Source organism: Chitinophaga pinensis, from assembly GCF_007896845.1.
Lineage (GTDB): Bacteria > Bacteroidota > Bacteroidia > Chitinophagales > Chitinophagaceae > Chitinophaga > Chitinophaga pinensis_C.
This window is the reverse complement of sequence record NZ_VOHS01000012.1, coordinates 65,019-88,070: the sequence shown is the minus strand read 5'-3', so window position 1 is coordinate 88,070 and position 23,052 is coordinate 65,019. Positions and strand designations below refer to the sequence as shown.

Genomic DNA, 23,052 nt, shown 5'->3' with positions numbered 1-23,052 from the left:
ATCTTAACGGAGGTCCTTTACAAAGGCCACCAGTTCACGGATATTTAATACCTTATCCACCGGGACGGAGTTCATCGCATGACGGGGCATAAAAGCCACTTCTGCGTTAGCCGGGTCCTGTACGGCGGTAAAACCACCCAGGTCATGCACTGCCTGTAATCCATCCGAACCGTCCATATTGGCACCGGAGAGCAGAATACAATATAAGCGCTTCCCAAATACTTCTGCTGCAGACATAAAGGTGACGTCAATACTCGGACGACTGTAATGCACCTTTTCAGAGGCATCCAGCGTGAGTGATCCATCGGGTTCTATGAGCAGGTGATAATCTGAAGGCGCTATGTAGATACATCCCGGCGTGAGTACATCTTTCTCCTCCGCATCTTTTACAGGCAATACCGTCTTCGCTGACAATAATTCTGTCAACAGTGTATCATTATCATTCTTACGATGTAATACGATAATCATTGCCAGCGGCCATTGAGGTTCCAGTTCCGGCAAAAGCTGCAACAGTACGTCCAGACTGCCTGCGGAGCCGCCGATCACCAGTAGTTTGGGAAGAGCCGTCATGTCGAAATTTTTCTCCAGATCTTTTCTTTGTTTGCAAAAGGTTTAAATAATGGGGCTACCGTTGTAAAGCGGAGCGTTTCTTTAGCGCCTAATGCCATGAAACCCAGTTGTTCGAGGCTATCGCTGAAGAGATGTAATACTTTATCCTGTAGTTCCTTATTAAAATAGATCAGTACATTCCGGCAGATGATCAGCTGAAACTCGTTGAAGGAGTGGTCTGTCACGAGGTTATGCGCTGCAAAGATGATCTTCTCACGTAATCTGTCAGTGAACTTTGCATATTCATAATTAGCCGCATAATAGCCGGAAAATTCCTGTTGCCCGCCGGATGCGAGATAGTTCTGCGAATATTGCTGCATATGTTGCAGGGGAAAGATTCCTTTACGGGCTTTCTCCAATACGCTCTCGTTGATATCTGTCGCATAAATAACAGACTTATGCAGCAGGTTCAGTTCATCAAGCAGGATCGCCATTGAATACACCTCCTCCCCTGTGGAACAACCTGCGTGCCATATCCTGATCAGGGGATAGGTAGCCAGTACCGGCAGGACCTGTTTACGGAGGATCTCGAAGAAATGAGGGTCCCTGAACATTTCTGTTACATTGACCGTGATCTGTTCCATGAGATAGATGAGATATTCGGGGTCTGATTTCACCCTGTAGCGGAACTCGGCAAAACTGGGGAATCTGTCTGCACTATACACACGCTGCAACCTGCGTTTTACTGAGGCGAATGAATAATCTGTAAAGTCATATCCATACTGCTCCAGCAAGTCATTTAACAGTACTAAAACATCTTCATCCTTCAAATGGCGTAGGCTATCCATCATTGCGTAGTCGTTCTGTTTTGCCGCTGTAAGTTCGCAAAGTTTTCTGGCATTTCAATAATCGTATATTGTTATAGCCTCATATTGCAGTATAAAGTAAGGCGTATAGCCATTAACGACCTGTTAACCGAAATACCAGATCCAACTTTCTTTACCATACGTATATATAATGAAATTTTACTATCTTTAGTCTATCTTGTTGTCACTGTGAATCTTTAGAGTAACTATTCCGTATCTGGTCAATGCCAACTTATGCCAATTAACTTTACCGGGGCTCGTATTGTAGCGGCCTTATTGCTGGCAGGTATTACTGTCAGCGCATTTCGTTCTCCAGCGGATAAAGGCAGGATGCGCCTGCGCGGTATCACAACTGCTACCGACAGAACCGTTATTTCCTATAATGAGGATAAGACGGTAGCCGAACTGCTTACCACTTATAAAACGGAGGAAGGGAGTTATACAACGACCCGTATTCCGGTATATAAAAACGGACGGCTTGTAAAAACCTTTGTGACTGATGATGAATCATCACATGCACCTACCCTCTTCGCTTCATATGACTATTCAGAGAAGGGGAATATCAGAAGGATCATTTATTATCTGGATGGACTGGTGCATAGTTATGATTCGCTTGTGTATAATGGCAGCGGACAAATCACCGCCCGTTATTTCTTCAATGACACACAGGACGGACTCGCCTTTGAGAATAATAGTTGTCAGTTCTACACCTGGGATGTAAAAGGGAATATCGTCACTGTGGAGAATATGGGACGTGTGAATAAGAAATTGCCCTTTACAAAGGCATCTACGACCACTTATACTTATGATGATCATCCGAATGCGCAGCACAGTATTCCTGTACTGCCTTATCTGGTGGACATTGCAGCAGTAAATCTTTCTGCGAATAATATTATTACAGAGACCATCACGCCTGTTATGGGTAATAACAGTATTGTGAACCAATATAAATATGCTTACAATGAAGAAGCCTATCCGAAGCAGATTACAACATCATATGCAGAGAGAGGCGAAACAGTGGTGACAGAACTGGAATGGAGCTGGTAGAGGTCAACGCGCAATAAAAGAACACCCGACGGGCGAAAGCCTGCCGGGTGTTCTCATTTTAAATCCCTTTGTATGCACTGTATTGATTACTGTGGATACAGGATCTGTGTTGCCAGAACATCACCTGCGGTGAAGCCGTTCCAGTTCAACACAAAAGAGTTCATTACAGAATTGGCATCAACACTAGGCGTACCAGAAATGAAGATACCCTGATTCTGGTTAGTGTGATAGAAGCCGATGGTGTGACCCAGCTCGTGCGTGATAGCGAACAGTTTCTGGGTGGCAGGCAGACTGTTGTAGTTACTGTTGATCTCAACGCTTACACCCGGACGGCTGTTAGAGCCTGGCAGGTAAGCACGTGCGATCCAGTTGGCAGATTCAAAGCCCATGAAAACTCTTGTGTCAGAGTTAGCTTGTGAAGTCACGATAGACATTCCCAGTCTGGTACCGTTAATCGCATTCCAGTTGTTTACAGCACCCTGAATAGCGGTTCTCCATGCAGTAGGCACTGCCGGATCAATGTACAGTCTCACATTGGAGTTGTAGGCATTACTGATAATGTAAGTACCTCTCCAGTGTTCAGTACCTGCGATACCATCTGTTTTGTCTTCGTTAGCTGCACGTTTGGCCAGTTCAGATTTTGTAATGAGTACATCGCCATCGATGATGTAGGTATCACCTTTCAGCTCGATGTTCTCTTTTTTGAAACCTAACCTTTCCAGATAACTTACCAATTTGTCTTCAGCTGGCTTAGCTTCTGTTGCGATCTTGTCTTTGCTACAGGCAAAGAGAAACATTGACAATGCGAAGAAAAGAAAATGAATTTGACGCACATAGATTGACTGGGTTTTCTTTTTCATACTTAAGTGGTTTTTATTTGAGGGTAAAAAAAGAGCTCGCTGACAGATAAATTGAATTTACAATAAAAATGGAATGCAAAAACAAATATTACTATCACTGCTAAACGTAAACAATGCAAATCTGCAATGGCTGAAAACAAGACAGGACAAGCCTTTGAGGCTTGTCCTGCTGCAGACATGTTGCGGCATCAGTGTCTGTTAATTAGCACCCTGTTGCTCTTTTATAAATGCATTTAATTTTTTCCCGCTGCCTGCAATCCAGACAATATCACCTTCCAGTAAATGCATACCGGACTCCGGATTTAAAATCCTTCTTCCTTGTCTTTCCACGCCCAGCACGATTCCGCGGGTGCGTTCACGTATACCGAGTTCACGTATAGTCTTGTTGGAAAGACGTGACTGTTTACCTATCAGGAATTGTCGCAAAGCGATCGGATCCGTATCCTGCGGCTGTGCGTCTGCATCTGCTGATAATGGTTCGAGAAAACTGTTGAACTTTTCCAGTTGTTCATCGGTACCAATTCCCGTGATAATATCCCCAGGAAACAGTCTTTCATATTTATCCGGTGCATAGATCTTCTGTCCACTTCTGTTGATTAACGCAATGTTTATCCCGAAGTTTTCACGCAAAGCTAATTCGAGCAAAGTCTTCCCTGCCACCGGCGATAATGGCCGTATCTCTGCCACAGCAAGATGTGCATGCCATGGAGCGAGCACATACTTATTAATATTGCCCACTTTAGCTTCACGTGCATTGAAATTGGAAAAGAAGCGCTCTTCGATAGTAGTGTAGAACGTTTGTATCTTATGTCTTAACAGGAAGATCAATGCAATGATACCTGCGGTCACCAATACTGCAATAGAATAAGAAAAGAAACGGTCAATAAAGAAACCGATCAGGAACACGGCCAGTATCATTCTGGAGAAACGTACCAGCAATAAGGGTCCGCGGTATTTTTTCTGTTCCCATATATTAGAAGAAGCCTGACTGCTGATATTCCGTAGTGCCAGTGCCCAAAGGAACGGCATCAGTAATATCAGTGTGATCAATGCACTGGCTATACGCCCCCAGTTATAACCATTGAACTTAATATTGATCAGTGGTAACAGATAATAATAAGAAAGAAGTGTGATCGCCAGAATCACCACTGCGTAGATCGTCATGTTGACCACATAAGAACGTAACAGCTGTTTCCAGTCGCTTACGACAGCAATGGTTTGTGTCGCCGCACTATAACGGTTCAGGGAAGTCTTCCAGCGATGCGGCAATACGCCTGCCAGTTTCTCGTAAAACGGAGCAGACAGGCGTATCATATAAGGCGTAGTAAACGTCGTCACAGCCGATACGGCTACGGCTACCGGATAGAGGAAGTCACTTGTTACTTTTAAAGACAATCCCAGCTGGGCAATGATGAAAGAGAACTCCCCTATCTGTGCAAGGCTCATACCTGCCTGTACAGACGTTTTCAGAGGCTGCCCTGAAAGTAATGCCCCTATACAGGTACTGAGGGTTTTACCCGCCAGTGTAACCAGTGTGATAATCGCCACAGGAAGGGCATATTTAACCAGCATTGCCGGATCGATCAACATACCGACTGAGACAAAGAAAATAGCGCCAAAGAGCTCTTTTACCGGTTTAATGAGATGCTCTATCTTTTCTGCCTGCGTCGTTTCTGCGAGAATAGATCCCATGATAAAAGCACCCAGCGCCGGAGAGAAACCAGCCTGTGTAGCCAGTACGACCATCAGCAGACAAAGACCAATAGCAGTCACTAACAGGGTTTCTTCATTCATCAGCTTCTTTGTTTTACGCAACAGCGTAGGAATGAAAAAGATACCTGTTATAAACCAGGCGATGAGGAAAAAGACCAGCTTAATAACAGAGGAGAGCATTTCTCCGCCGGCAAACTGCTGACTGACAGCCAGCGTGGACAATAACACCAGCAGCACGATAGCTACCAGGTCTTCCACGACGAGAATACCGAAGACGAGGCCGGCAAACTGTTGTCCTTTAATCCCCAGTTCTTCAAATGCCCGTATAATGATAGTTGTGGATGATATAGACAATATTCCTCCGAGGAAGATGCTATCCATAGAAGACCATCCCATCAGCTGACCGACAAGATATCCCAACAAGAGCATGAACACGACTTCTACGATCGCGGTAATAGAGGAAGAGCCACCGACTTTGATCAGTTTCTTAAAACTGAATTCGAGTCCGAGACTAAACAGTAGGAAGATGACGCCGATTTCCGACCAGATCTTGATATTCGCCTCATCTGAGACCGTCGGAACGAGGGATACGTGTTGTCCCACCAGGAGTCCGGCCACAATATATCCAAGCACCAGCGGCTGCTTCAGTTTTTTGAAGATCAGTGTTGTGATAGCAGCTGCAATTAAGATCAAAGCCAGGTCGGCAATCAAAGGTGGTAAATGTATCATTCGTAAAATCCGGTTTAGTGAGTTGAGACAATTGAATAACGCCAAAGTCCCCGCCGATGTTAAAGCGGTAGGGACAGCAATAAAACAGTGTAATGTCAATTACTTCACCAGAAAATATGCTGGGGGAAAATTAGCGAGCGAATGATATTGTGCAGGTCCGGCAATAAACGCGCAGCCTGTATTTTGCAGGAAAATAATGTGATCCGTGCAAGAAAAAGCTCCCTGCCAGATCCCGTACCTTCGCGGGTATCTGTTTTAACAGATACGATAAAAGACTGATGAGAGGTTGTGCACACCGTATCGGGGAGTCTGGATTCCCCGTGATGGTTCAACTGGTGGTCACATGACAGTACTTTCAGATATGGTTGGACGGAAGCTGCTGTTATACCATCTTTACGGCATTCTGTCATTGCTGCGCTGACGCTAAGTCCGCAGCAAAACAGTATAATGGAAAGACACAGATAAAAAAGATTCCGCATACGGACAAAGATATCGTTTTATCCTTATCCCCGTACTTTATCGAGCAGATCGCTGAGTGCAGCAGCTTCAGCCGCTGTAATCCTGTCTGCCAGGTCATCATAAAAGGTATCCATCAGTACATCTACGTCAGATAAGAGTTTCAGCCCTTGTGGCGTAATGTTGATGTCCATTTTTCGTCTGTTATGCGGACAAAGGCGGCGCTGTACATACTCCAGCTTTTCAAGTTTGTCCAGCAAACGGGTCACGTCGCTGGCTTTATCGAGCATAACGTCTTTGATATCGCCGGCTGACACAGGCTCCGGATGGCGTCCCTTGATGATGCGCAGGGCATTGTAGTGCTGCGGTAACAATCCGTGTTCTTTCAGGTTGGCTCCAAGGGCGTCGCGTAGCCAGTTACCTGTGTATAACAGGTTCACTACGATCTTGTGGTAGTCGTCCTTGAACTTCCGCTGATTAATCGCTTGTTCAATCTTCATAGCCCAAAGATAATAAATATGGGTGTTGCAACATATTTGCTTTAATGTATTCTTTTAACAGTCTGTGGATATTTTAAATAAGCAGTGATCACTATATTTGTATACCACCATATTCCTTATTACAGACACCTTCCTTTTATACCATCTGCAATTTAAACTGTCTATGCATATCTTATCTACGCCATGGCCATGGTATGTCGCTGGTCCGCTGATAGGGCTGACTGTCCCCCTCCTGCTATTGCTTGGCAATCGCCACTTTGGCATTTCAGCCAATCTGCGGCATATCTGTGCGGCCTGTCTGCCAGCTAAAATCCCCTTTTTCTCTTATGACTGGAAAAAGGAATCGTGGAACCTCTTCTTTGCCGGCGGCATCCTGATCGGTGGTTTTATCGCCGTCACCTTCCTCGCAGGACCCGCACCTGCTACAATCGCACCGCAACTGGAAACGGAACTACAGGGCTACGGCCTCTCCTATACAGGTTCCTTACTCCCTGCGGATCTCTTCAACTGGCCGGCCTTGCTGACTATAAGGGGCTTAATCCTGATGGTCGCCGGTGGATTTCTGGTAGGTTTTGGCACCCGCTATGCCGGTGGCTGTACTTCTGGTCACGCCATCATGGGCCTGTCCAACCTGCAATGGCCATCACTGGTAGCCACCTGTTGCTTTATGGCGGGTGGTTTTATTATGGCCAATCTGATTCTTCCATTTATTCTGCAACTGTAAATCTGTAAATCATGTCTTTACAAAATATAGATACTGACTTTGAAGTAGTGAGCATGCCTGCCACCACTACTACTACAAAAAAGACACCATGGTGGTCTCAGCTCCAGTTTATGGCAGCAGGTATATTTTTCGGCATCATTCTGATTAAATCAGAAGTCATGTCGTGGTACCGCATACAGGAAATGTTCCGCTTGCAATCTTTTCATATGTATGGTGTCATTGGGTCTGCTGTCGTGACAGGGATCATTTCCGTACTGATCATAAAAAAAACCGGCGCTAAAACGCTGTATGGCGAACCTATCACTTTTCAGCCCAAGTCCTTTAATAAAGGCCAGATCTTTGGCGGATTGCTCTTTGGATTCGGCTGGGCGCTGACAGGCGCTTGTCCGGGCCCTTTGTTTGCACAGATCGGAGCCGGGTTTTCGGTGGTGATCGTCACACTTTTCAGCGCGATTCTGGGCACCTGGGTGTACGGCAAGTTACGGGATCGGTTGCCGCATTAGCAAACCGTAGCGCTGTATATGTCCCTTCCTGCTACAAATAGATAGCTCCCCGGCGACGGGCAACAGACGTTCATACCCGTTCCTTACGCTTCAGCTGTCTGGCGTTGGTCAGTCACCTGAAGCTGTATATGTCTTTTCCTACTTCGGATGATAGATCCTTGGGACAGGCAACAGACACCCTCACCCGTTCTTCACGCTGTCAGCTGTCTGGCGTTGGTCAGTTACCTGATGCTGTATATGTCTTTTCCTACTTTGGATGATAGATTCTTGAGGACAGGCAACAGACACCCTCACCCGTTCTTCACGCTGTCAGCTGTCTGGCCTCGGAGCTGTATGGTTCTGATCAGTTGCCCGAATTGACCATCTCTTCTTTAGCTGACGCGCGCAAAGTACATGTACTACGCATCGCATTTCAGCATAATTCACTGATTGAATGCTCAATACGTACTGCCGGGATCAATTGCCCCGGTCAACCACTTCTCTACCTCTTTTATAGGGCACTTTCCAATAGAAATTACTTGTTTTAACAAGTTTAAAAATGACACTTTTCAATACAGGCAAGCGAAAGAAGAGATCAAACGATTACAAAGTTGTTAATTTTTGGTTAACGGGAGGCTAAACCATGCGTTAACCAGATAAAATATAGCCTTTACCAAAATGAAGTTGGATGCTGACCATGCTCGACTATCTTTGGTATAGGTTTTTCATAGGATATGGTTAAAAAATTTAGGGCGGTATTCTTACCGCCCTTTTCCTTTTCTACTTCTTTCGGTTTATATACCATAGTTTAGCATTCATATTAAAAGTTACTATCGGGATGACATACGCACTCATTACAGGGGCCAGTAAAGGTATTGGTCTGTCTATGGCACACACCCTTGCTTCCAGAAAATATAATTTATTGCTGATTGCCCGTTCGGAGCAGGAATTAACTGCTGCCGCTGATGAACTGCGTAATAAATGGCAGGTGGAAGTCGCATGGCTGGCAATTGACCTCTCCTCCCCTGACGCTGCTGCCCGCGTAGCTGAATGGGCGGGTAGGTATGCGGTGTCTATCCTGATCAATAATGCCGGCTACGCCGTATGGGGCAACTTTGCTGACCGCACCTTATCCGAGCACCAGCAAATGATACAGGTGAATGCGGGGACTCCTGTAGCACTTTGTCATTACCTGCTGCCGATCCTGCGTCAGCAATCGCAGGCTTATATATTAAATGTTTCCAGTACCGCTGCTTATCAGGCAGTAACTACGCTGACTTTGTATGCAGCGACCAAGTCCTTCATGTTGTTATTCTCACGGGGATTGCGACAGGAGCTGAAAAAGAGTAATGTGTCGGTGACGTGTTTGTGTCCGGGGCCGGTGAAGACGAATTTTATTGATCGGGCGGGGATGCAGGCTATTAAGGAGACGGCGGATAAATATGGTATGCTGGCAGATGATGTGGCGGAGATTGCAATCAAAGGGATGTTCCGGAAGAAAGCGGAGATTATTCCGGGTGCGATGAATGTGGTGACGGCGTTTATGACGCGGATAGTGCCGAAGGCGATCGTAGAGGCAGTGGCTGCGAACCTTTACAAGACGAAGTCAGGTTCCTGAGTGAATTGATTCAATCAATGCTTTATTGTTTATTGTCTCCGATGACGGGCGGCTGTCAGCCGGTATTGCCTTACGTTATGCTGCCGATGTTATCTTATTGCTATAGTGCGTGGTTAATATATGAATGCTGCATGGTGGGGTTGCGTCCTGCTCCCAATCTTAGTTTTGTTATAGTTTTATATGATGTTTATTCAGGGGGGTAGCCTATTGTAATCCTTGGAGAATTGCTCTGTTAATTCCTTACACGGATATTTATAGTTTATTGCTTACCGGGGTTGATGCTTTATGGCGGCGTCAGATTTGCGGATGGGATGACGGGCTGACGCCCTCCACGCGTTCTTGCGATGAGGCGTGGTAGGGGGATTGGGCAACGGGGGATGATTAAACATTGGTGCATGGGCCGGGCGATGCGTGAAGGGCTAAGGCCCTTTCATCTCCATCTGCAAACCTGACGGCTTCGCATGGAAGTTGTGGTTTGGGGTTATGATGGTATGGGGTTGTTTGAAACAAGGGATGTGATGGAGGGATGTGATAGAGTGATGTGATAGAGTGATGTGGTAAGAGGATTAGGTAAGGTGAGCGGATTGCAAAAAATAAGACGAATCTTATGCAGATTCGTCTCTATAAAATGAAAGAAAGCAAATGTATTTGTATGAGCATGATACCTTGTTTCTGTAGCCTTTGGCTTTTACTACTGACTGATATCTACTTGCCTCTATATGTTTATTCCTTATCTCCTTACGCTTATTCATAACTATATCATATACCGCGTATATCGCAGATACCTCATATACCACACTATTTCTGTGGTTTTCCATTGGCACAGATAAAATCCATTACTTCAGAATAACGCCTGCCAGACGCTGATACAGGAGGGTCGGACTATTCTCATGTTTCGGTTCATATTTTCCGGCGATGATAGGCACATAAATAACCCGTCTGCGGCTGGCCTCTCCTATTACATTTGACTGGGCCACACGATGCCAGAGACGACCGTCATGTACGGTGAGATCACCGGCATTGGGGGTAATGGCCAATTCGTTTTTATCGGGCTTGTGACCTACAAAGTATCTCTTTCTGAACAGCATATTGAAGATGTTCTGTTTGTGGGTACCCGGAATGATACGAAGTCCGCCGTTTTCCGGACGCAGATTACTCAGATGGATACCGACATTCAACATCGGATTCAATTTTCCATGCAGAAAGATGTCACGTAAGCCGTCCGTATGCCATCCCATTTTAGTGAAAGTACTTTCCGGACCATTTACATAGTGATTCAATACCATGCCATCCTTTTCGTTCTCTCCTATACGGGCGCCGGGGCCAATTAATTGTAAGAGCGTTTGTAAGCGGTTATCCTTCAGTAGATCTGAGAGAACACGTGTATGTTGATTGATAAAAGCAAATCGTTGTACAATTGGCTGACCATCGAGGTCTTTCCCATATTTCACCGGTACCCCATTGACTTTCTCTACATTTCCTGAAATCCATTTTTCTTGTACCTCTTCTGATGCAGTGACAATTTCCTGCACCTGCTCCGGTGTCAGAAAATTAGAGAAATGGATATAACCGTTTTCTTCAAAAAATGATTGTTGCTCTTCGGTAAGCACGTTACCGAGTGTAAATGTTGAATAAGCGACAGACATAGATGCGTAGGTTTAATAAGTGTTCAGCTGTAGTAAGCTTTAAATTAAAATCTGAATGCAAATAGAAAGTGAGCCTCACCTCCCATCCATAGAATAACGATGGGATATAGATAATTCAGCAACAACAATAAGGGCACCTTTTGCTTATGGGTAAGCAGGAAGTCATTAAGTGATATGTGCCTGACTGGGGATGCATTATTAGTCTACTAGTTTTGTAGGGTAAAGATAAACGGTATTTTATTATTGAACAAAAAAATCTCAGAGACAAAATGAAAAATCTGCCACCATTATATACTCCTGCCGGAAGGTTTACAGATGGAGATGAAGGGCCTTAGCCCTTTACGCATCGCCGGGACCCTGCACCAATGTTTAATCCCCTTCCCCTGCCCAATCCCCCTACCACGCCTCATAGCAGCACGCGTAGAGGGCGTCAGCCCGTAATCCCATCTGAAACCGGCCAGGCCCATAAATGCCCAACCCACTCAACAGAGACAATACATATAAGGAGGACCAGTCTGAAAAGTCATCAAGCCTTAATCACCTCGTTGCTTCTCCTCAAACCTCCTCCTATTCTCCTTTATCGCCTCCATATTCTCCTGCCCCCAACTCGTCAGCTGCTGTATATGCGGCACTAAACTCCTCCCCAACTCCGACAACGCATACTCTACCCTCGGCGGTATCTCCGGAAAAAACTGCCTCGTAATCAACCCATCAGACTCCAACGACCGCAACGTCACCGTCAACATCTTCTGCGAAATATCCCCTATCATCTGCGCAATCTCACTAAACCGCGACTTCCCCTCATGCGACAACAGCTCTATCACCAGAATCGACCACTTATCGCCAAAACGATCCAGCACCTGCCGTATCGGACAATCCCCTATCCATATTTTTCCATCACTATTTTTCACCATAACAAATTGATTTTCACGATCGTTACTAAAAGGTAAGTAAGTTGCCATGACGAAACGTTATTGTTTAACATGTGTCCGCCTCCTACCTTTGTCCAGCTTTCCAAAAGAAAGTAGCTCTCTTATAAGAGTAAAATTATCATAAATATTTAAAGAAATGAGAAATCGAAAATAGTGTAATACCTTAACCTAGTTTAAGATTTCTGCAACGATATATGTTGAAACATATATTCTCATAAAAAAGACCTAATTTTAATTTTCTAAACAAGCGCAAACATGAAAAAAATCACAATCATCGCCTCTTTACTGGCACTTTCCGCAACAACATTTGCACAATCTAAATGGTCTGTAGATAAAGCACACGCAAGACTGGGTTACACTATCTCTCACATGACACTGTCTGAAAGTGAAGGTAACTTCAAATCTTACACTGCTGATATCACCGCTTCCAAAGCCGATTTCTCTGACGCAGCTTTCAACATCAGCATCGATGTAGCAAGCCTGAACACAGAAAACGAAATGCGTGATAAACACCTGAAAAGTGCAGATTTCTTTGATGCTGAAAAATATCCTACCATCACTTTCAAGAGCACTTCCTTCAAGAAAACCAGTGGTAATCAGTACAGACTGGTGGGTGATCTGACCTTCCACGGTGTAACTAAACAGGTAATGCTGAACGCAGTATACAACGGTACTCAGGAGAATCCACAGAGCAAGAAACTCGTTGCTGGTTTCACTATCACCGGTACTTTCAAACGTAAAGACTTCGGTTTCGCTACAGAAGCTCCTGCAACCATGCTGGGTGAAGATGTTAAGCTGAGAGCAAGTGGTGAATTCGTAAAAGAATAATTTAACTTACGGCAATGAAAAGATTAGTAATATTTTCATCAACACTGCTGCTCACAGCAGCAGTGTTTGCCTTCGCCGCACTGGCACAGGCATGGAACATCAGTGGCAAGTATAATATTGCCTTCTCTACAAACGAAGCAAGCGGTATCTTCAAAACCTTTAAAGGTTCAATCGCTTTCGATGAAGCCAATCTGGCTGCTTCTAACTTTAGTGTATCTGTTGATGTTGCTTCTATCAACACCGGTAATGCACTGATGAACAAACACGCTAAAAGCGACGAGTGGTTTGATGCAGCAAAATACCCTGAAATCAAATACACTTCCAAAAAGATCGTAAAAGCAGGTGCTGGCTATCAGGTAACCGGCGACCTCGAAATCCGTGGTGTTAAGAAGGAATTCACTATTCCTTTCACTTTCAAACGCACAGGTAACGGCGCTACCTTCGACGGTACTTTCAAAGTAAACCGTAACGATTTCCATATCGGTAAACCAGGTGGTGACGTAGCTGATATGATCAGCGTAACTGTAGCCGTTCCTGTAGTGAAGGCCTAATCCTTAAATCAGATATATGCTTAAAAAATTATCGCTACTTGCACTGCTTGCAGTACTGGTAGGTGGACTTTCAGGTGTGGCTGGTATCGTTTATCAGAAGGTGTATATTGAAACTGTAGGAGAAGGATTCGTAAACATCGCCAGCACTGCCAATATCTTCAAATATACACTGGCAGGTGCATTCGTAGCAGCAATCGGCTATTTCTTACTGAGCCTCGTGCTGAAAGGTAAAACTGAGATGGTGTTCAACCTCCTGTTCGTGATCCTTACCTTCGCAAGCATACTCGGTCCTATCGGCGCTAAACTGCCACTGGAACAGGATATGCCTGAATTATTCCCCGGACTCGCAGTGCCCATGCACTTCTTCCCGGCACTCGGATGGTTCGCTTTAAAGCCACTGTTCGGCAAATCAATCTAACAATCCATTTACACTGAAATTATAAAAAGCGGGGCCGCTCAATATTGAGCAGCCCCGCTTTTATTGTCAGCACTATAGTCATAGTGCAATATTATACAAACGCACTGAAACCAGTGATCGCCCTTCCCACTATCAAAGAGTTGATCTCTTTTGTTCCCTCATAAGAATAGATCGCCTCTGCATCAGCTACAAAACGCGCCACATTATATTCCAGCAGTATACCGTTACCTCCCATTACCTCCCGTGCACGACTCACAATATCACGGGTACGTAATGAACAGAATACTTTTGCAATAGATGCATGTTCATCCTCCAATCTGCCCTCATCCTGTAATTCAGATAAACGGTAGACCATCGTCTGCATCGCCGTCAGGTTGGATAACATCTCCACCAGATGATTCTGGATCAGCTGGAATGAGCCTATCGGACGACCAAACTGCTTTCTCTTCTGTGTATAAGCCAGCGCATTCTCATACGCTCCCCTTGCACATCCTACTGCCAGCCACGCAACGCCTGCACGGGTCATACGTAACACCTTCGCCGTATCTTTAAATGAATTTGCATGCTGCAGACGATCCTTCTCCTCCACTACACAATCCTTCAAAGTGATCAGGCCGTTCTGTACGATACGCAATGCCATTTTATCGTGCATCTTCTCTACACTGAAACCGGGCGTATCCTTTTTCAGCAGGAAACCTTTTACTTCATTGTCATCCACATCTCTTGCCCAGATCACCAGTACGTCCGCAAAAGTGGCATTACCAATCCACTTCTTCTGTCCGTTCAGGATCCAGGTGTCCCCATCCCGTTTGGCCGTAGTGGTCAGTCCGCCGGCTGCACCAGAACCTACCTCCGGCTCCGTCAGACCAAACGCACCAATCTTCTCCAGCCGCTGCATACCGGGTAACCACTCCTTCTTCTGTTCTTCCGATCCCAGCAGATAGATAGAACCCATCGCCAGACCGCTCTGCACACCAAAGAAAGTCGCCATGGAACAATCCACGCGGGCAATTTCCATGGTAATAATCCCCTCCATCAAAAAAGAGGACTGAATACCGCCATAACCCTCGTAAGTGGAACCACAGATATCCAATGCTGCCAGCTTTGGCAGTAACTGAAACGGAAAATCTGATTTCACCCAATGCTCATTTACAATGGGCTGAACCTCCGACTCCATAAATTCGCGGACCTTCAGCTGCAATGCCCTGTCCTCCGGGCTCAGCATGCCGCTCAGATCATAAAAATCACCATTTACGGGTGGTAACTCCTTTTTTCTTTCTCCGCCGCTGCTTTGCAGCATACGCATCAGACCAGAAAGTTGCTGGTCATTCATTTTACCTACAGTGGCCATTACTTTCGGCAGATCTATCTTCTCGGATAAACGCCCCAGTTGTTCGAAGTCAATGTTCTTCAATAAATGGAAGGCCTGCCTGATGGTGGACAATTTAACTGCCATGGGATCAAGTATTAGTCCCTTAATTTAGCCAAAACTGTTAAATGTTCATTCCACCTGGAACAATAATTTCGAAGAATCAGTCGATATACGAATATGAGACATCTCCTCTTCCAGTTTTTCCTCCACTTTTTTCCGGGCAAAAAGATTGTAAGGGAATCGTAACCAGATCTTAAACTTAATGGCAGGTTCTTCATTATCCAACCGGTAGCCAAAACGGATCTGTCGTACTTTACTTTTTCCCAGCGCGTTGGTGAGATGACGGACTACTTCCGTCGGATTCTCCAAAGTTGTGAACTCTTGCATGATTTGACGGCTTAGGTTTTACCCTCTAAAAGGCATTTCAATAAAAAATATTAACTCTAAAGATCATTTCACGGACTTTCATGGGATAAGGACGGTAGACTCAACAATGAATTTCTGGATCTAATCAGGTATCTTTGGGCGAACACGTATCCTACTATGTAACGCTGATGAAACTATACCTATTCTCCCCCATAGAAAAAAAATACAGGGAGGAGTTTAACCAACATACGAGACAGCAGAATATTAAAGTAACTGCATATATAGCACTGATCGTAGCCTTTGCGGCTATCTGTATCAGAGTGGCATCCTGGATCATCCCATACCAGAAGATGCTGCTGCCGCAACGTTATACGGAATACGTTTTTATTAATAATTGCATGATCGGCACTTCCGCTTTATTTGCCTGTCTCCTTTATATCATTAAGAAAAAGCCTCATCCAAAGCAGCAAAATCGATACCACTTTGTCAGTATCCTCTATACGCTTTTATTTACAGGCAGTTGCATGTCCCTGACCTTCGTCGCACAACACAATCCGAAAAACACGATGACGATGCTGTTGCTTGGATTACTCACTGTGGGGGTGTTGCTTATCTTCACAATCCGCAATCTGTTGCTGGTCGCCGGACTGTCCATTGTTACATTTGTGTTATTCTTCGATCTGTTTCAGGTTTCCGAAGAAACGCGTGCACTCAATTACGTCGCTTTCTGGCTAATCATCGCCTGCTTTATGGTTATTTCGCGCCTCATATATTCATATCATGCGAATTATTTTATCAAATTGAAAACTATTGAGGATAAAAACGAAGAAATCCAGCGGGCCAATAAACTGAAAAATGAAATCTTAGCCATCGTAGCACACGATCTTCGCAATCCTATTGCAGGGATCCGTTCTGTGACACATCTCATGGAAGAATATCCCTATACGCCGGAACAGGAGAATAAATATCTCTTCTGGATAAAAGATGCCTGTGAAACTGCTGACCAGATCATTGAAGAATTATTGCTTGCCGCCAAACAAAGAGAAAGTGGTCAATTACAGACAGATTTTATCTCGCTGAATGACTGGCTGCAGGATGTGCGTGACAACTGGTTACAGCAATCCGGCTTTAACAGAGCCATATCACTCGAACTACCCTCAGAAGAATTGAAAGCACGGATACATACCGGTAAAATGCAGCGGGTCGTTGATAATCTGCTGCACAATGCCGCCAAATTCACACCTGTAGAAGGAGCCATTACAATAGGCATGCGACAGCACAGAGGAGGCGTGCGTATATCCGTTTCTGATACAGGCATCGGTATTCCGGAAGCATTGATCCCTCATCTCTTTGATCAGTTCACCAGTGCCAGCCGCAAAGGGTTAAACGAAGAACCCTCCAATGGCCTCGGACTGCATATCTGCAAACAACTGGTACAGGAACATGGTGGCAAAATATATGTCAATTCACAGGAAAATAAAGGAACAATATTTAGCATAGACCTACCGTTCACGTTATTGTAAGAATTAAAATTAACACCAGCAATTACAAACTCAATTACACAGCTCAATTACACAGCTCAATTACACACCTCAATTAAATAGCCCAATTACACAGCCCATTAAGCTTTAAACACACTTACCCAACCGCCCGACATAATCAGCGGAGGGGTTGAGGTGGAGACAAAGGGCCTTAGCCCTTGAGAGCCTGCCCCGCTTGACAGCGCTCAATCCCCCCACCACCACCCAACACGACCCTCACCAGCCCAATAGCACCCCTCGCAAAAGGGCGTCAGCCCGGCGTCCCACCTCAACCCGCAGCAAATTTATGTCTCTACCTATCCTTACCCGATCTTTACCTTACACAATAGTCACCCCAGCTTAATCTTCCGTTTCCATTACAGCATTAAAGCAAGAAGAGTATAATATAAGTACAGTACAACAATGAAAAAGCCCCCAAAGCTGAACACTTTGGGGACTTTTTCATTGTTATAACACAATTTCTTATATCTCTTAATTCTTCATCAGTTTCTCCGCATCTTTATCATCATACTGTCTTATCAGTACATTCAAACGCTTCTTCAGGTTCACAATATTCTTCGCCTGTGCCGGATCATTGTAAATATTATGCAGCTCCTGCGGATCATTTTTCATATCATACAATTCCCAGAAATCAGCAGGGCCATAGAAACGCACCAGCTTATATTTTTCCGTGCGTATACCGAAGTGAGGAGACACATGATGTGGCTCCGGAAACTCATAGTAGTGATAATACATATCTTTTCTCCAACGGGCCGTATCTCCTTTACCATTCACCAGTGGCATAAAAGAAGTGCCCTGCATATCTGCAGGTGCTTTTACATGCGCGATATCCAGTAAAGTAGGTGCCCAATCTATGTTCAGCATAAAACCATTGCTGCTGGTACCGGGTTTGATAACACCGGGATAACGCATCACGAAAGGTGTATGTAAAGATTGCTCATAAATGAAACGTTTGTCAAACCAGCCATGCTCTCCCAGATAGAAGCCCTGATCAGAACAATAGATCACGACGGTATTGTCTGCCAGTCCGGTACTATCAAGATATTGCAGGATGCGGCCGATGTTTCTGTCCAGCGAACGGGCGGTAGACAGATAATCGCGCATATAACGCTGATATTTCCACTCTGTCAGCGCTTCGCCACTCAGGTGCAGGGAATCAAATTCGCGGCTAATTTGCTGCTCGTAATACTGTGAGAATTGAGCCTGTTGTGCGGGACTGAACCTGCCGTATTCACTATTCTTATTTTGCTGGTAGTTTACATGCACTTTCAGGTCTTCTTTCAGCCGCATCGTGTTGGAGATGGTCATATCCTGATCATGGGCGGCATGACGGCCTTTATAGTCATCAGCGAAAGTAGCGGGCAGCGGGAAGTGGATGCTGTCATACGCGCCCAGATCGGGCAGGTCAGGCAGCCATTCGCGATGCGTCGCTTTCTCTCCGACAACCAGCATAAACGGACGGCTTGTATCCCGGCCGTTCAACCAGGATACAGACAAGTCCGTAATAATATTAGTGACATAACCCTCCATCCTCACCGTATCATTCGGTGTGGAAATAAAGTCCGGATTGTAGTATTTACCCTGACCAGGTAAAATGCTGAAGTAATTGAATCCCTTTGGCAATGTACCAAGGTGCATTTTACCTATCCATGCAGTCTGATAACCATTTTGCTGCAAAATACCGGGGAAAGTCTGCTGCGTATTGTCAAATCGTTTTTCATTCAGTGGATACCCATTCTTATGGCTGTACTTTCCTGTCAATAACGTAGCTCTGCTTGGCCCACATATGGAGTTGGTGACCATGGCATGATGGAATAAGACCCCTTCGCGTGCTATCCGGTCGATATTTGGCGTTTGCACATACCTGTTACCATAAGCACTGATGGCCTGGTAGGTATGATCATCTGAAAGAATGAAGATGATATTTGGTCGTTTCGACTGTGCACGCAACAGAATTGGTGCAAAGAGTACAATAAGTGCGACAACTACAGATCTGATATTCGTAATTTTCAACATGGGAGCTAAGATACTCAATAAGATTTAGTATCCTGCTATCCATTCATGGATCAAGGGTAGGATGTAAAACCATGTCCCCTGTCTTCCACATGTACAACCTGAAGTATACGTGTGGCAATTGCATTTACTAATTGTGGATCTGCGGCATAGTCTGCATTTGGCTGGAGGTAACCATTGATCTGCACCAGATAGTCAATTGAATGATCTTCGTCCAGTACAGCTTTGTAGTGCTCAATGCCCATTGATTCGTGAGGCTGTACAACTACGATGTAGTTGTCTCCTTTCAGATCAAAATCTAATGTAAAATCTTTCATACGGCATTTTGTTTAGGAAGAACAGTTGTATGTTATCTAAATATAACAAAATTAAAGCCATGTAGTTGCAAAAAGATTTCATTTCTGCTAGTCTTCTTTTGCCCCTTTTTCTCCGGCAAACCACTGCTCTTTTTGCTTAAAAAGTACATTAAAGGTTGTCAGTGAACCGTATATCCGGGTGATATACTGTTGCATATTTATTTTGTCTTCATCGCTCAACTGTTTGTGACTGTTAATCTGCTGTTCCAGCACACGAAGCCGGTCGCGGACCATCACTATTTTATGGAAAAAGACTTCAATAGGTATCTCCTTGGCCTTCAATGAAGGATCCTTTGGCTGCAATACCATTGTGCCGCCCTCCCATCTGTCTCCCAGCGGAACGACTTCAGAAACATCGCTCCAGAGGCGCAGAATCTTTAATAATGATGTTTCAACGGCTGATACCGTTTCCACTTCAATACTCCGGTTTTCTGTGTGTAAAATCTCAAACAGCGGATCTGTTTTGTCCACTTCTATTATCCCCTGATCCATGAAGGTAACTACGTACTGTGCGTATTTCACATCAATGATCACTCCGGGGCCATAACGTGCGTGCTGAACTCTCGACCCTTTGCCGGCGGTTAATTCTTCCATTCAATGTAATATTTGCCAGACAATATAATACAAGTTATTGAAAAAGTGCTCTTTACGATATCCCCAAACAATTACATCCGGCAGTTAACTGCTCCCGTATCGCTGTTGACAATCCAACCGTACGGGAGCATACAATATACTACATATCTCCAAACATTTTCTGTTATTTATAAGCGTCACTTATACACACATTCAATCTAAGCTGACAATAGCCTTTATGACGCCGTTAGAAGGATTCAACCAACCCTCAAACTCGTCTTTTACGGCATCAAAACCCACTCTGTGCGTAATATAGGTCGTCGGATCTACCTGCCCGCTTTTCATACTCCTGATCACATGTTCGAAATCTTCACGGGTAGCATTACGACTGCTCATCAGCGTACCTTCTCTTTTGTGAAATTCCGGATGACTCACAACCAGTTCCCCTTTCTGCAAGCCGACCAGCACATACCGTGCACCATGCGACATATAGTTAAATCCATTATTGATCGCCTGCTGACTACCGGTGGCGTCAATCACAACAGTCGGCATATCATTATTGGTGATTGCCTGCAGACGTGCCATCACATCTTCCTGCTTTGCATTAATCGTATAAGATACCTGTAATTTCTCCTTACAGAAGGTCAGTCTGCCATCATTGATATCCATCGCTATCACCTGCGCACCTGCAATACGTGCAAATTCCATGATACCCAATCCGATAGGTCCTGCGCCTATTACCAGTACAAACTCTCCCGGTGTTACCCCTGCCCTGCGTACGCCATGCGCACCAATTGCCAGTGGTTCGACCAATGCCAGTGCGTCCATACTCAATCCTTCGCCATGCACAAGGGAGGCAGCCGGTACCTGCAGGTATTCTACCATACCTCCGTCCACATGTACACCGCAGACTTTAATATTCGTACAACAGTTGGGCTTCCCGTTGCGACAGGCGATACAGGTACCACAATTGAAATAAGGAATAAAAGTCACCGGCTCTCCTACCGTAAATCCGGGTGCATCGTCAAAAGATACCAGTTCGCCAGCCAGTTCATGTCCCAATATCCGGGGATAAGAGAAATAAGGCTGTGTTCCTTCAAAGGCATGCAGGTCGGTACCACAGATGCCAATCCTTTTAATCTTTATAATGGCATGGCCGGCTTTCAGCACGGGCATGTCCGCTTCGCCATATTCAAACTTACCAGGCGTGGTACAGGTCAGTATTTTCATAAGTGCACTATCTTTCGTGTCAGGGACTAAAATAGTAAAAAAAAGGCCGCACGGTATATACCGCGCGGCCATATATGCAAAAACCAATCGTTTTATCCTTCTTTAGGCATTTTAAGGCTCGCAGAATCCTTGCTGCTACTTTTCTTACGATCCTTGTCCTTTTTCTCTGCTTCCTTCTCTTTTTTCTCTGCTTCTTTTTTTGCAGCCTTCTCTTTCTTCTTATAATAACCCCGTAACAGGAAATTATGTTTTAAAGCTTCCATATTTTCACTAAATCCATCCGATCCTTTACGTATGGACCTCACCGTTCTCTTGGCTTCTGTCACAGTACCTTCCAGACTGGTAGCCAGACTATCACTATACAGTAATCGTCCTATACTACCCTCGCCATGGTTGATTCTGGTAGCAATATCGGCCAGTTGCTCCGTAATGACCTCCGCATTGGCCGCCACCCCGGAAACCCTGTTGATCACCTGATCATAGTCCAGGGGATCTACTGCATGTACAGAATCCCCATCTTTTACAGGTTCTGCATTGTCCCGGCCGGAACTGATCGTAATCAGTTTATCTCCCATCAATCCGTCAGAACTGATACCGGCCACTGCGCCTTTTTTGATAAATGGCTGCACCTTCTCCTTGATACGCAATGCCACACGGGCTGTAGTATCAGATAATATTTCGATACTTTCCACCGTGCCTACATCAATACCTACGAAGCGGACATTATTACCGGCTTGTAATCCGCCGACATTTTTAAAGGTACCATAAAGCAGAAATGTGTTACCAAACATATTCTTATTTCTTCCGATAAGGAAAATACCTATGAGCAATAATGCAAAGGCGACCGTAGCAAAGATGCCGACCTTCATCTTTTGTTTTGCTTTCTGCTGCATACTTTACTATTTAAAAAAGTTATTAATGAGATCATCAGGCGAATTCGCCAGTTCATCGTAAGTGCCTGTTGCGATATACTCACCGTCATTCATGACAACGATACGGTCTGCTACAATACGGGCACAATTCATATCGTGGGTAATAATAATAGACGACGTTTCATATTTCTCCTGCAGCTTGATGATCAGTTCACTGATCTCTCTGGAAGTGATAGGATCCAGTCCGGTAGTAGGCTCGTCATAAAGCATAATTTCCGGCCGTAATATAAGTGTACGGGCCAGTCCTACCCTTTTACGCATACCGCCTGACAAATCGGAGGGGAGTTTATCAATGGCATCTTCCAGTCCGACGCTTTCAAGCACTTCCTTCACCCGTTTTTCTATTTCAGCTTCATCCTTCATTTTCAGTACACGGGTAAGCGGGAAAGCGAGATTTTCGCGTACAGTCATCGAATCATAAAGCGCACCACTCTGAAACAGGAAACCAATTTTCATGCGCAGTTCTCTGAGTTCATCAGGAGAGAGTGCCTTCACCTCTTTTCCCAGTACCTCTAAGAGCCCCTCATCAGGCTCCAGTAAACCGGCAATACATTGTATTGTCACTGATTTACCCTGCCCCGAGCGACCAAGCACCACAATGTTTTCGCCTTTGTGCAATTCAAGGTTGATATCTTTCAACACCTCATTATCTCCGAAAGATTTTTTCAGATGTTCAATACGGATCACCACTTCATCATCGGTGGCTGCCGGCGTTTTTTTGTCCTGTACTAATGTGTCATCCATACGTGT

Annotated in this window: 23 protein-coding genes; 8 read left to right on the top strand and 15 right to left on the bottom strand. The window is 44.9% G+C overall.

Going from position 1 to position 23,052, the window contains the following annotated elements; all coding sequences use genetic code 11:
- Positions 1-3: 3 nt before the first annotated feature.
- Entirely contained in the window at positions 4-570 is a 567-nt protein-coding gene (locus tag FEF09_RS14290; RefSeq protein WP_146305749.1) for a chemotaxis protein CheB, read from the bottom strand.
- The gene (locus FEF09_RS14285) at positions 567-1,400 is read right to left on the bottom strand and encodes a CheR family methyltransferase (RefSeq protein WP_146305748.1); all 834 of its coding nucleotides are present in this window, start codon (positions 1,398-1,400) and stop codon (positions 567-569) included. Before FEF09_RS14285 ends, FEF09_RS14290 begins: the two co-directional genes overlap by 4 nt.
- A 249-nt stretch (positions 1,401-1,649) precedes the next feature.
- Here FEF09_RS14285 and FEF09_RS14280 point away from each other — a divergent pair, with 249 nt between their 5' ends.
- Positions 1,650-2,462: a hypothetical protein gene (locus tag FEF09_RS14280; RefSeq protein WP_146305747.1), complete on the top strand. Its 813-nt coding sequence runs from the start codon at positions 1,650-1,652 to the stop codon at positions 2,460-2,462.
- Positions 2,463-2,548: 86 nt separating this feature from the next.
- Here FEF09_RS14280 and FEF09_RS14275 read toward each other — a convergent pair whose 3' ends face one another.
- From FEF09_RS14275 to FEF09_RS14265, 3 genes are all read right to left on the bottom strand, one after another.
- Positions 2,549-3,322 carry a M57 family metalloprotease gene (locus FEF09_RS14275; RefSeq protein ID WP_146305746.1) on the bottom strand — a complete coding sequence of 258 codons (774 nt, stop codon included), beginning with the start codon at positions 3,320-3,322 and terminating at the stop codon, positions 2,549-2,551.
- A 198-nt stretch (positions 3,323-3,520) separates the two neighbouring features.
- Positions 3,521-5,764, bottom strand: coding sequence for a cation:proton antiporter (locus FEF09_RS14270; protein ID WP_146305745.1), 2,244 nt, complete (start codon positions 5,762-5,764; stop codon positions 3,521-3,523).
- Between the two features lie 503 nt (positions 5,765-6,267).
- A complete protein-coding gene (locus FEF09_RS14265; RefSeq protein ID WP_146305744.1) occupies positions 6,268-6,720 on the bottom strand; it encodes a MarR family winged helix-turn-helix transcriptional regulator in 453 nt (150 codons plus the stop codon).
- 163 nt (positions 6,721-6,883) lie between these two features.
- Between FEF09_RS14265 and FEF09_RS14260 the strand changes: the two genes are divergently transcribed.
- From FEF09_RS14260 to FEF09_RS14250, 3 genes are all read left to right on the top strand, one after another.
- On the top strand, positions 6,884-7,444 hold the full coding sequence (locus tag FEF09_RS14260; protein WP_146305743.1) for a YeeE/YedE family protein: 561 nt from the start codon (positions 6,884-6,886) through the stop codon (positions 7,442-7,444).
- An 11-nt stretch (positions 7,445-7,455) separates the two neighbouring features.
- Positions 7,456-7,947, top strand: a complete 492-nt coding sequence (locus tag FEF09_RS14255; protein ID WP_261387488.1) for a YeeE/YedE family protein — start codon at positions 7,456-7,458, stop codon at positions 7,945-7,947.
- 817 nt (positions 7,948-8,764) lie between these two features.
- Entirely contained in the window at positions 8,765-9,544 is a 780-nt protein-coding gene (locus tag FEF09_RS14250) for an SDR family NAD(P)-dependent oxidoreductase (protein WP_146305742.1), read from the top strand.
- Between the two features lie 836 nt (positions 9,545-10,380).
- Here the strand turns inward: FEF09_RS14250 and FEF09_RS14245 are convergent.
- The gene (locus tag FEF09_RS14245) at positions 10,381-11,190 is read right to left on the bottom strand and encodes a phytanoyl-CoA dioxygenase family protein (protein WP_146305741.1); all 810 of its coding nucleotides are present in this window, start codon (positions 11,188-11,190) and stop codon (positions 10,381-10,383) included.
- 533 nt (positions 11,191-11,723) lie between these two features.
- Positions 11,724-12,152, bottom strand: coding sequence for a winged helix-turn-helix transcriptional regulator (locus FEF09_RS14240; RefSeq protein WP_261387487.1), 429 nt, complete (start codon positions 12,150-12,152; stop codon positions 11,724-11,726).
- Between the two features lie 225 nt (positions 12,153-12,377).
- Here FEF09_RS14240 and FEF09_RS14235 point away from each other — a divergent pair, with 225 nt between their 5' ends.
- From FEF09_RS14235 to FEF09_RS14225, 3 genes are read left to right on the top strand one after another with little or no spacing between them, the layout of a single operon-like run.
- Positions 12,378-12,950: a YceI family protein gene (locus FEF09_RS14235; RefSeq protein ID WP_146305740.1), complete on the top strand. Its 573-nt coding sequence runs from the start codon at positions 12,378-12,380 to the stop codon at positions 12,948-12,950.
- 14 nt (positions 12,951-12,964) lie between these two features.
- A complete protein-coding gene (locus FEF09_RS14230; protein WP_146305739.1) occupies positions 12,965-13,501 on the top strand; it encodes a YceI family protein in 537 nt (178 codons plus the stop codon).
- A 16-nt stretch (positions 13,502-13,517) separates the two neighbouring features.
- On the top strand, positions 13,518-13,919 hold the full coding sequence (locus FEF09_RS14225) for a hypothetical protein (RefSeq protein WP_146305738.1): 402 nt from the start codon (positions 13,518-13,520) through the stop codon (positions 13,917-13,919).
- Positions 13,920-14,010: 91 nt separating this feature from the next.
- Here FEF09_RS14225 and FEF09_RS14220 read toward each other — a convergent pair whose 3' ends face one another.
- Together FEF09_RS14220 and FEF09_RS14215 are read right to left on the bottom strand one after the other, a co-directional pair.
- Positions 14,011-15,375 (bottom strand): acyl-CoA dehydrogenase family protein, encoded by a 1,365-nt coding sequence (locus FEF09_RS14220; RefSeq protein ID WP_146305737.1) that lies wholly within the window; start codon positions 15,373-15,375, stop codon positions 14,011-14,013.
- 45 nt (positions 15,376-15,420) lie between these two features.
- Positions 15,421-15,678 (bottom strand): hypothetical protein, encoded by a 258-nt coding sequence (locus tag FEF09_RS14215; RefSeq protein ID WP_146305736.1) that lies wholly within the window; start codon positions 15,676-15,678, stop codon positions 15,421-15,423.
- 134 nt (positions 15,679-15,812) lie between these two features.
- Between FEF09_RS14215 and FEF09_RS14210 the strand changes: the two genes are divergently transcribed.
- Positions 15,813-17,180: a sensor histidine kinase gene (locus tag FEF09_RS14210; RefSeq protein ID WP_146305735.1), complete on the top strand. Its 1,368-nt coding sequence runs from the start codon at positions 15,813-15,815 to the stop codon at positions 17,178-17,180.
- Positions 17,181-17,669: 489 nt separating this feature from the next.
- Here the strand turns inward: FEF09_RS14210 and FEF09_RS14205 are convergent, their stop codons facing one another.
- The 6 genes from FEF09_RS14205 to FEF09_RS14180 form a co-directional block, all read right to left on the bottom strand.
- A complete protein-coding gene (locus tag FEF09_RS14205; RefSeq protein WP_261387486.1) occupies positions 17,670-19,214 on the bottom strand; it encodes a sulfatase in 1,545 nt (514 codons plus the stop codon).
- Between the two features lie 50 nt (positions 19,215-19,264).
- Positions 19,265-19,528, bottom strand: a complete 264-nt coding sequence (locus tag FEF09_RS14200; protein ID WP_146305734.1) for a hypothetical protein — start codon at positions 19,526-19,528, stop codon at positions 19,265-19,267.
- 87 nt (positions 19,529-19,615) lie between these two features.
- A complete protein-coding gene (locus FEF09_RS14195; RefSeq protein ID WP_146305733.1) occupies positions 19,616-20,161 on the bottom strand; it encodes a hypothetical protein in 546 nt (181 codons plus the stop codon).
- 192 nt (positions 20,162-20,353) lie between these two features.
- Positions 20,354-21,370 (bottom strand): zinc-binding alcohol dehydrogenase family protein, encoded by a 1,017-nt coding sequence (locus tag FEF09_RS14190; RefSeq protein WP_146305732.1) that lies wholly within the window; start codon positions 21,368-21,370, stop codon positions 20,354-20,356.
- 92 nt (positions 21,371-21,462) lie between these two features.
- Complete coding sequence (locus FEF09_RS14185) at positions 21,463-22,263, bottom strand: MlaD family protein (protein ID WP_146305731.1); 801 nt, start codon at positions 22,261-22,263, stop codon at positions 21,463-21,465.
- Between the two features lie 6 nt (positions 22,264-22,269).
- Entirely contained in the window at positions 22,270-23,046 is a 777-nt protein-coding gene (locus tag FEF09_RS14180; protein WP_146305730.1) for an ABC transporter ATP-binding protein, read from the bottom strand.
- Positions 23,047-23,052 lie beyond the last annotated feature (6 nt).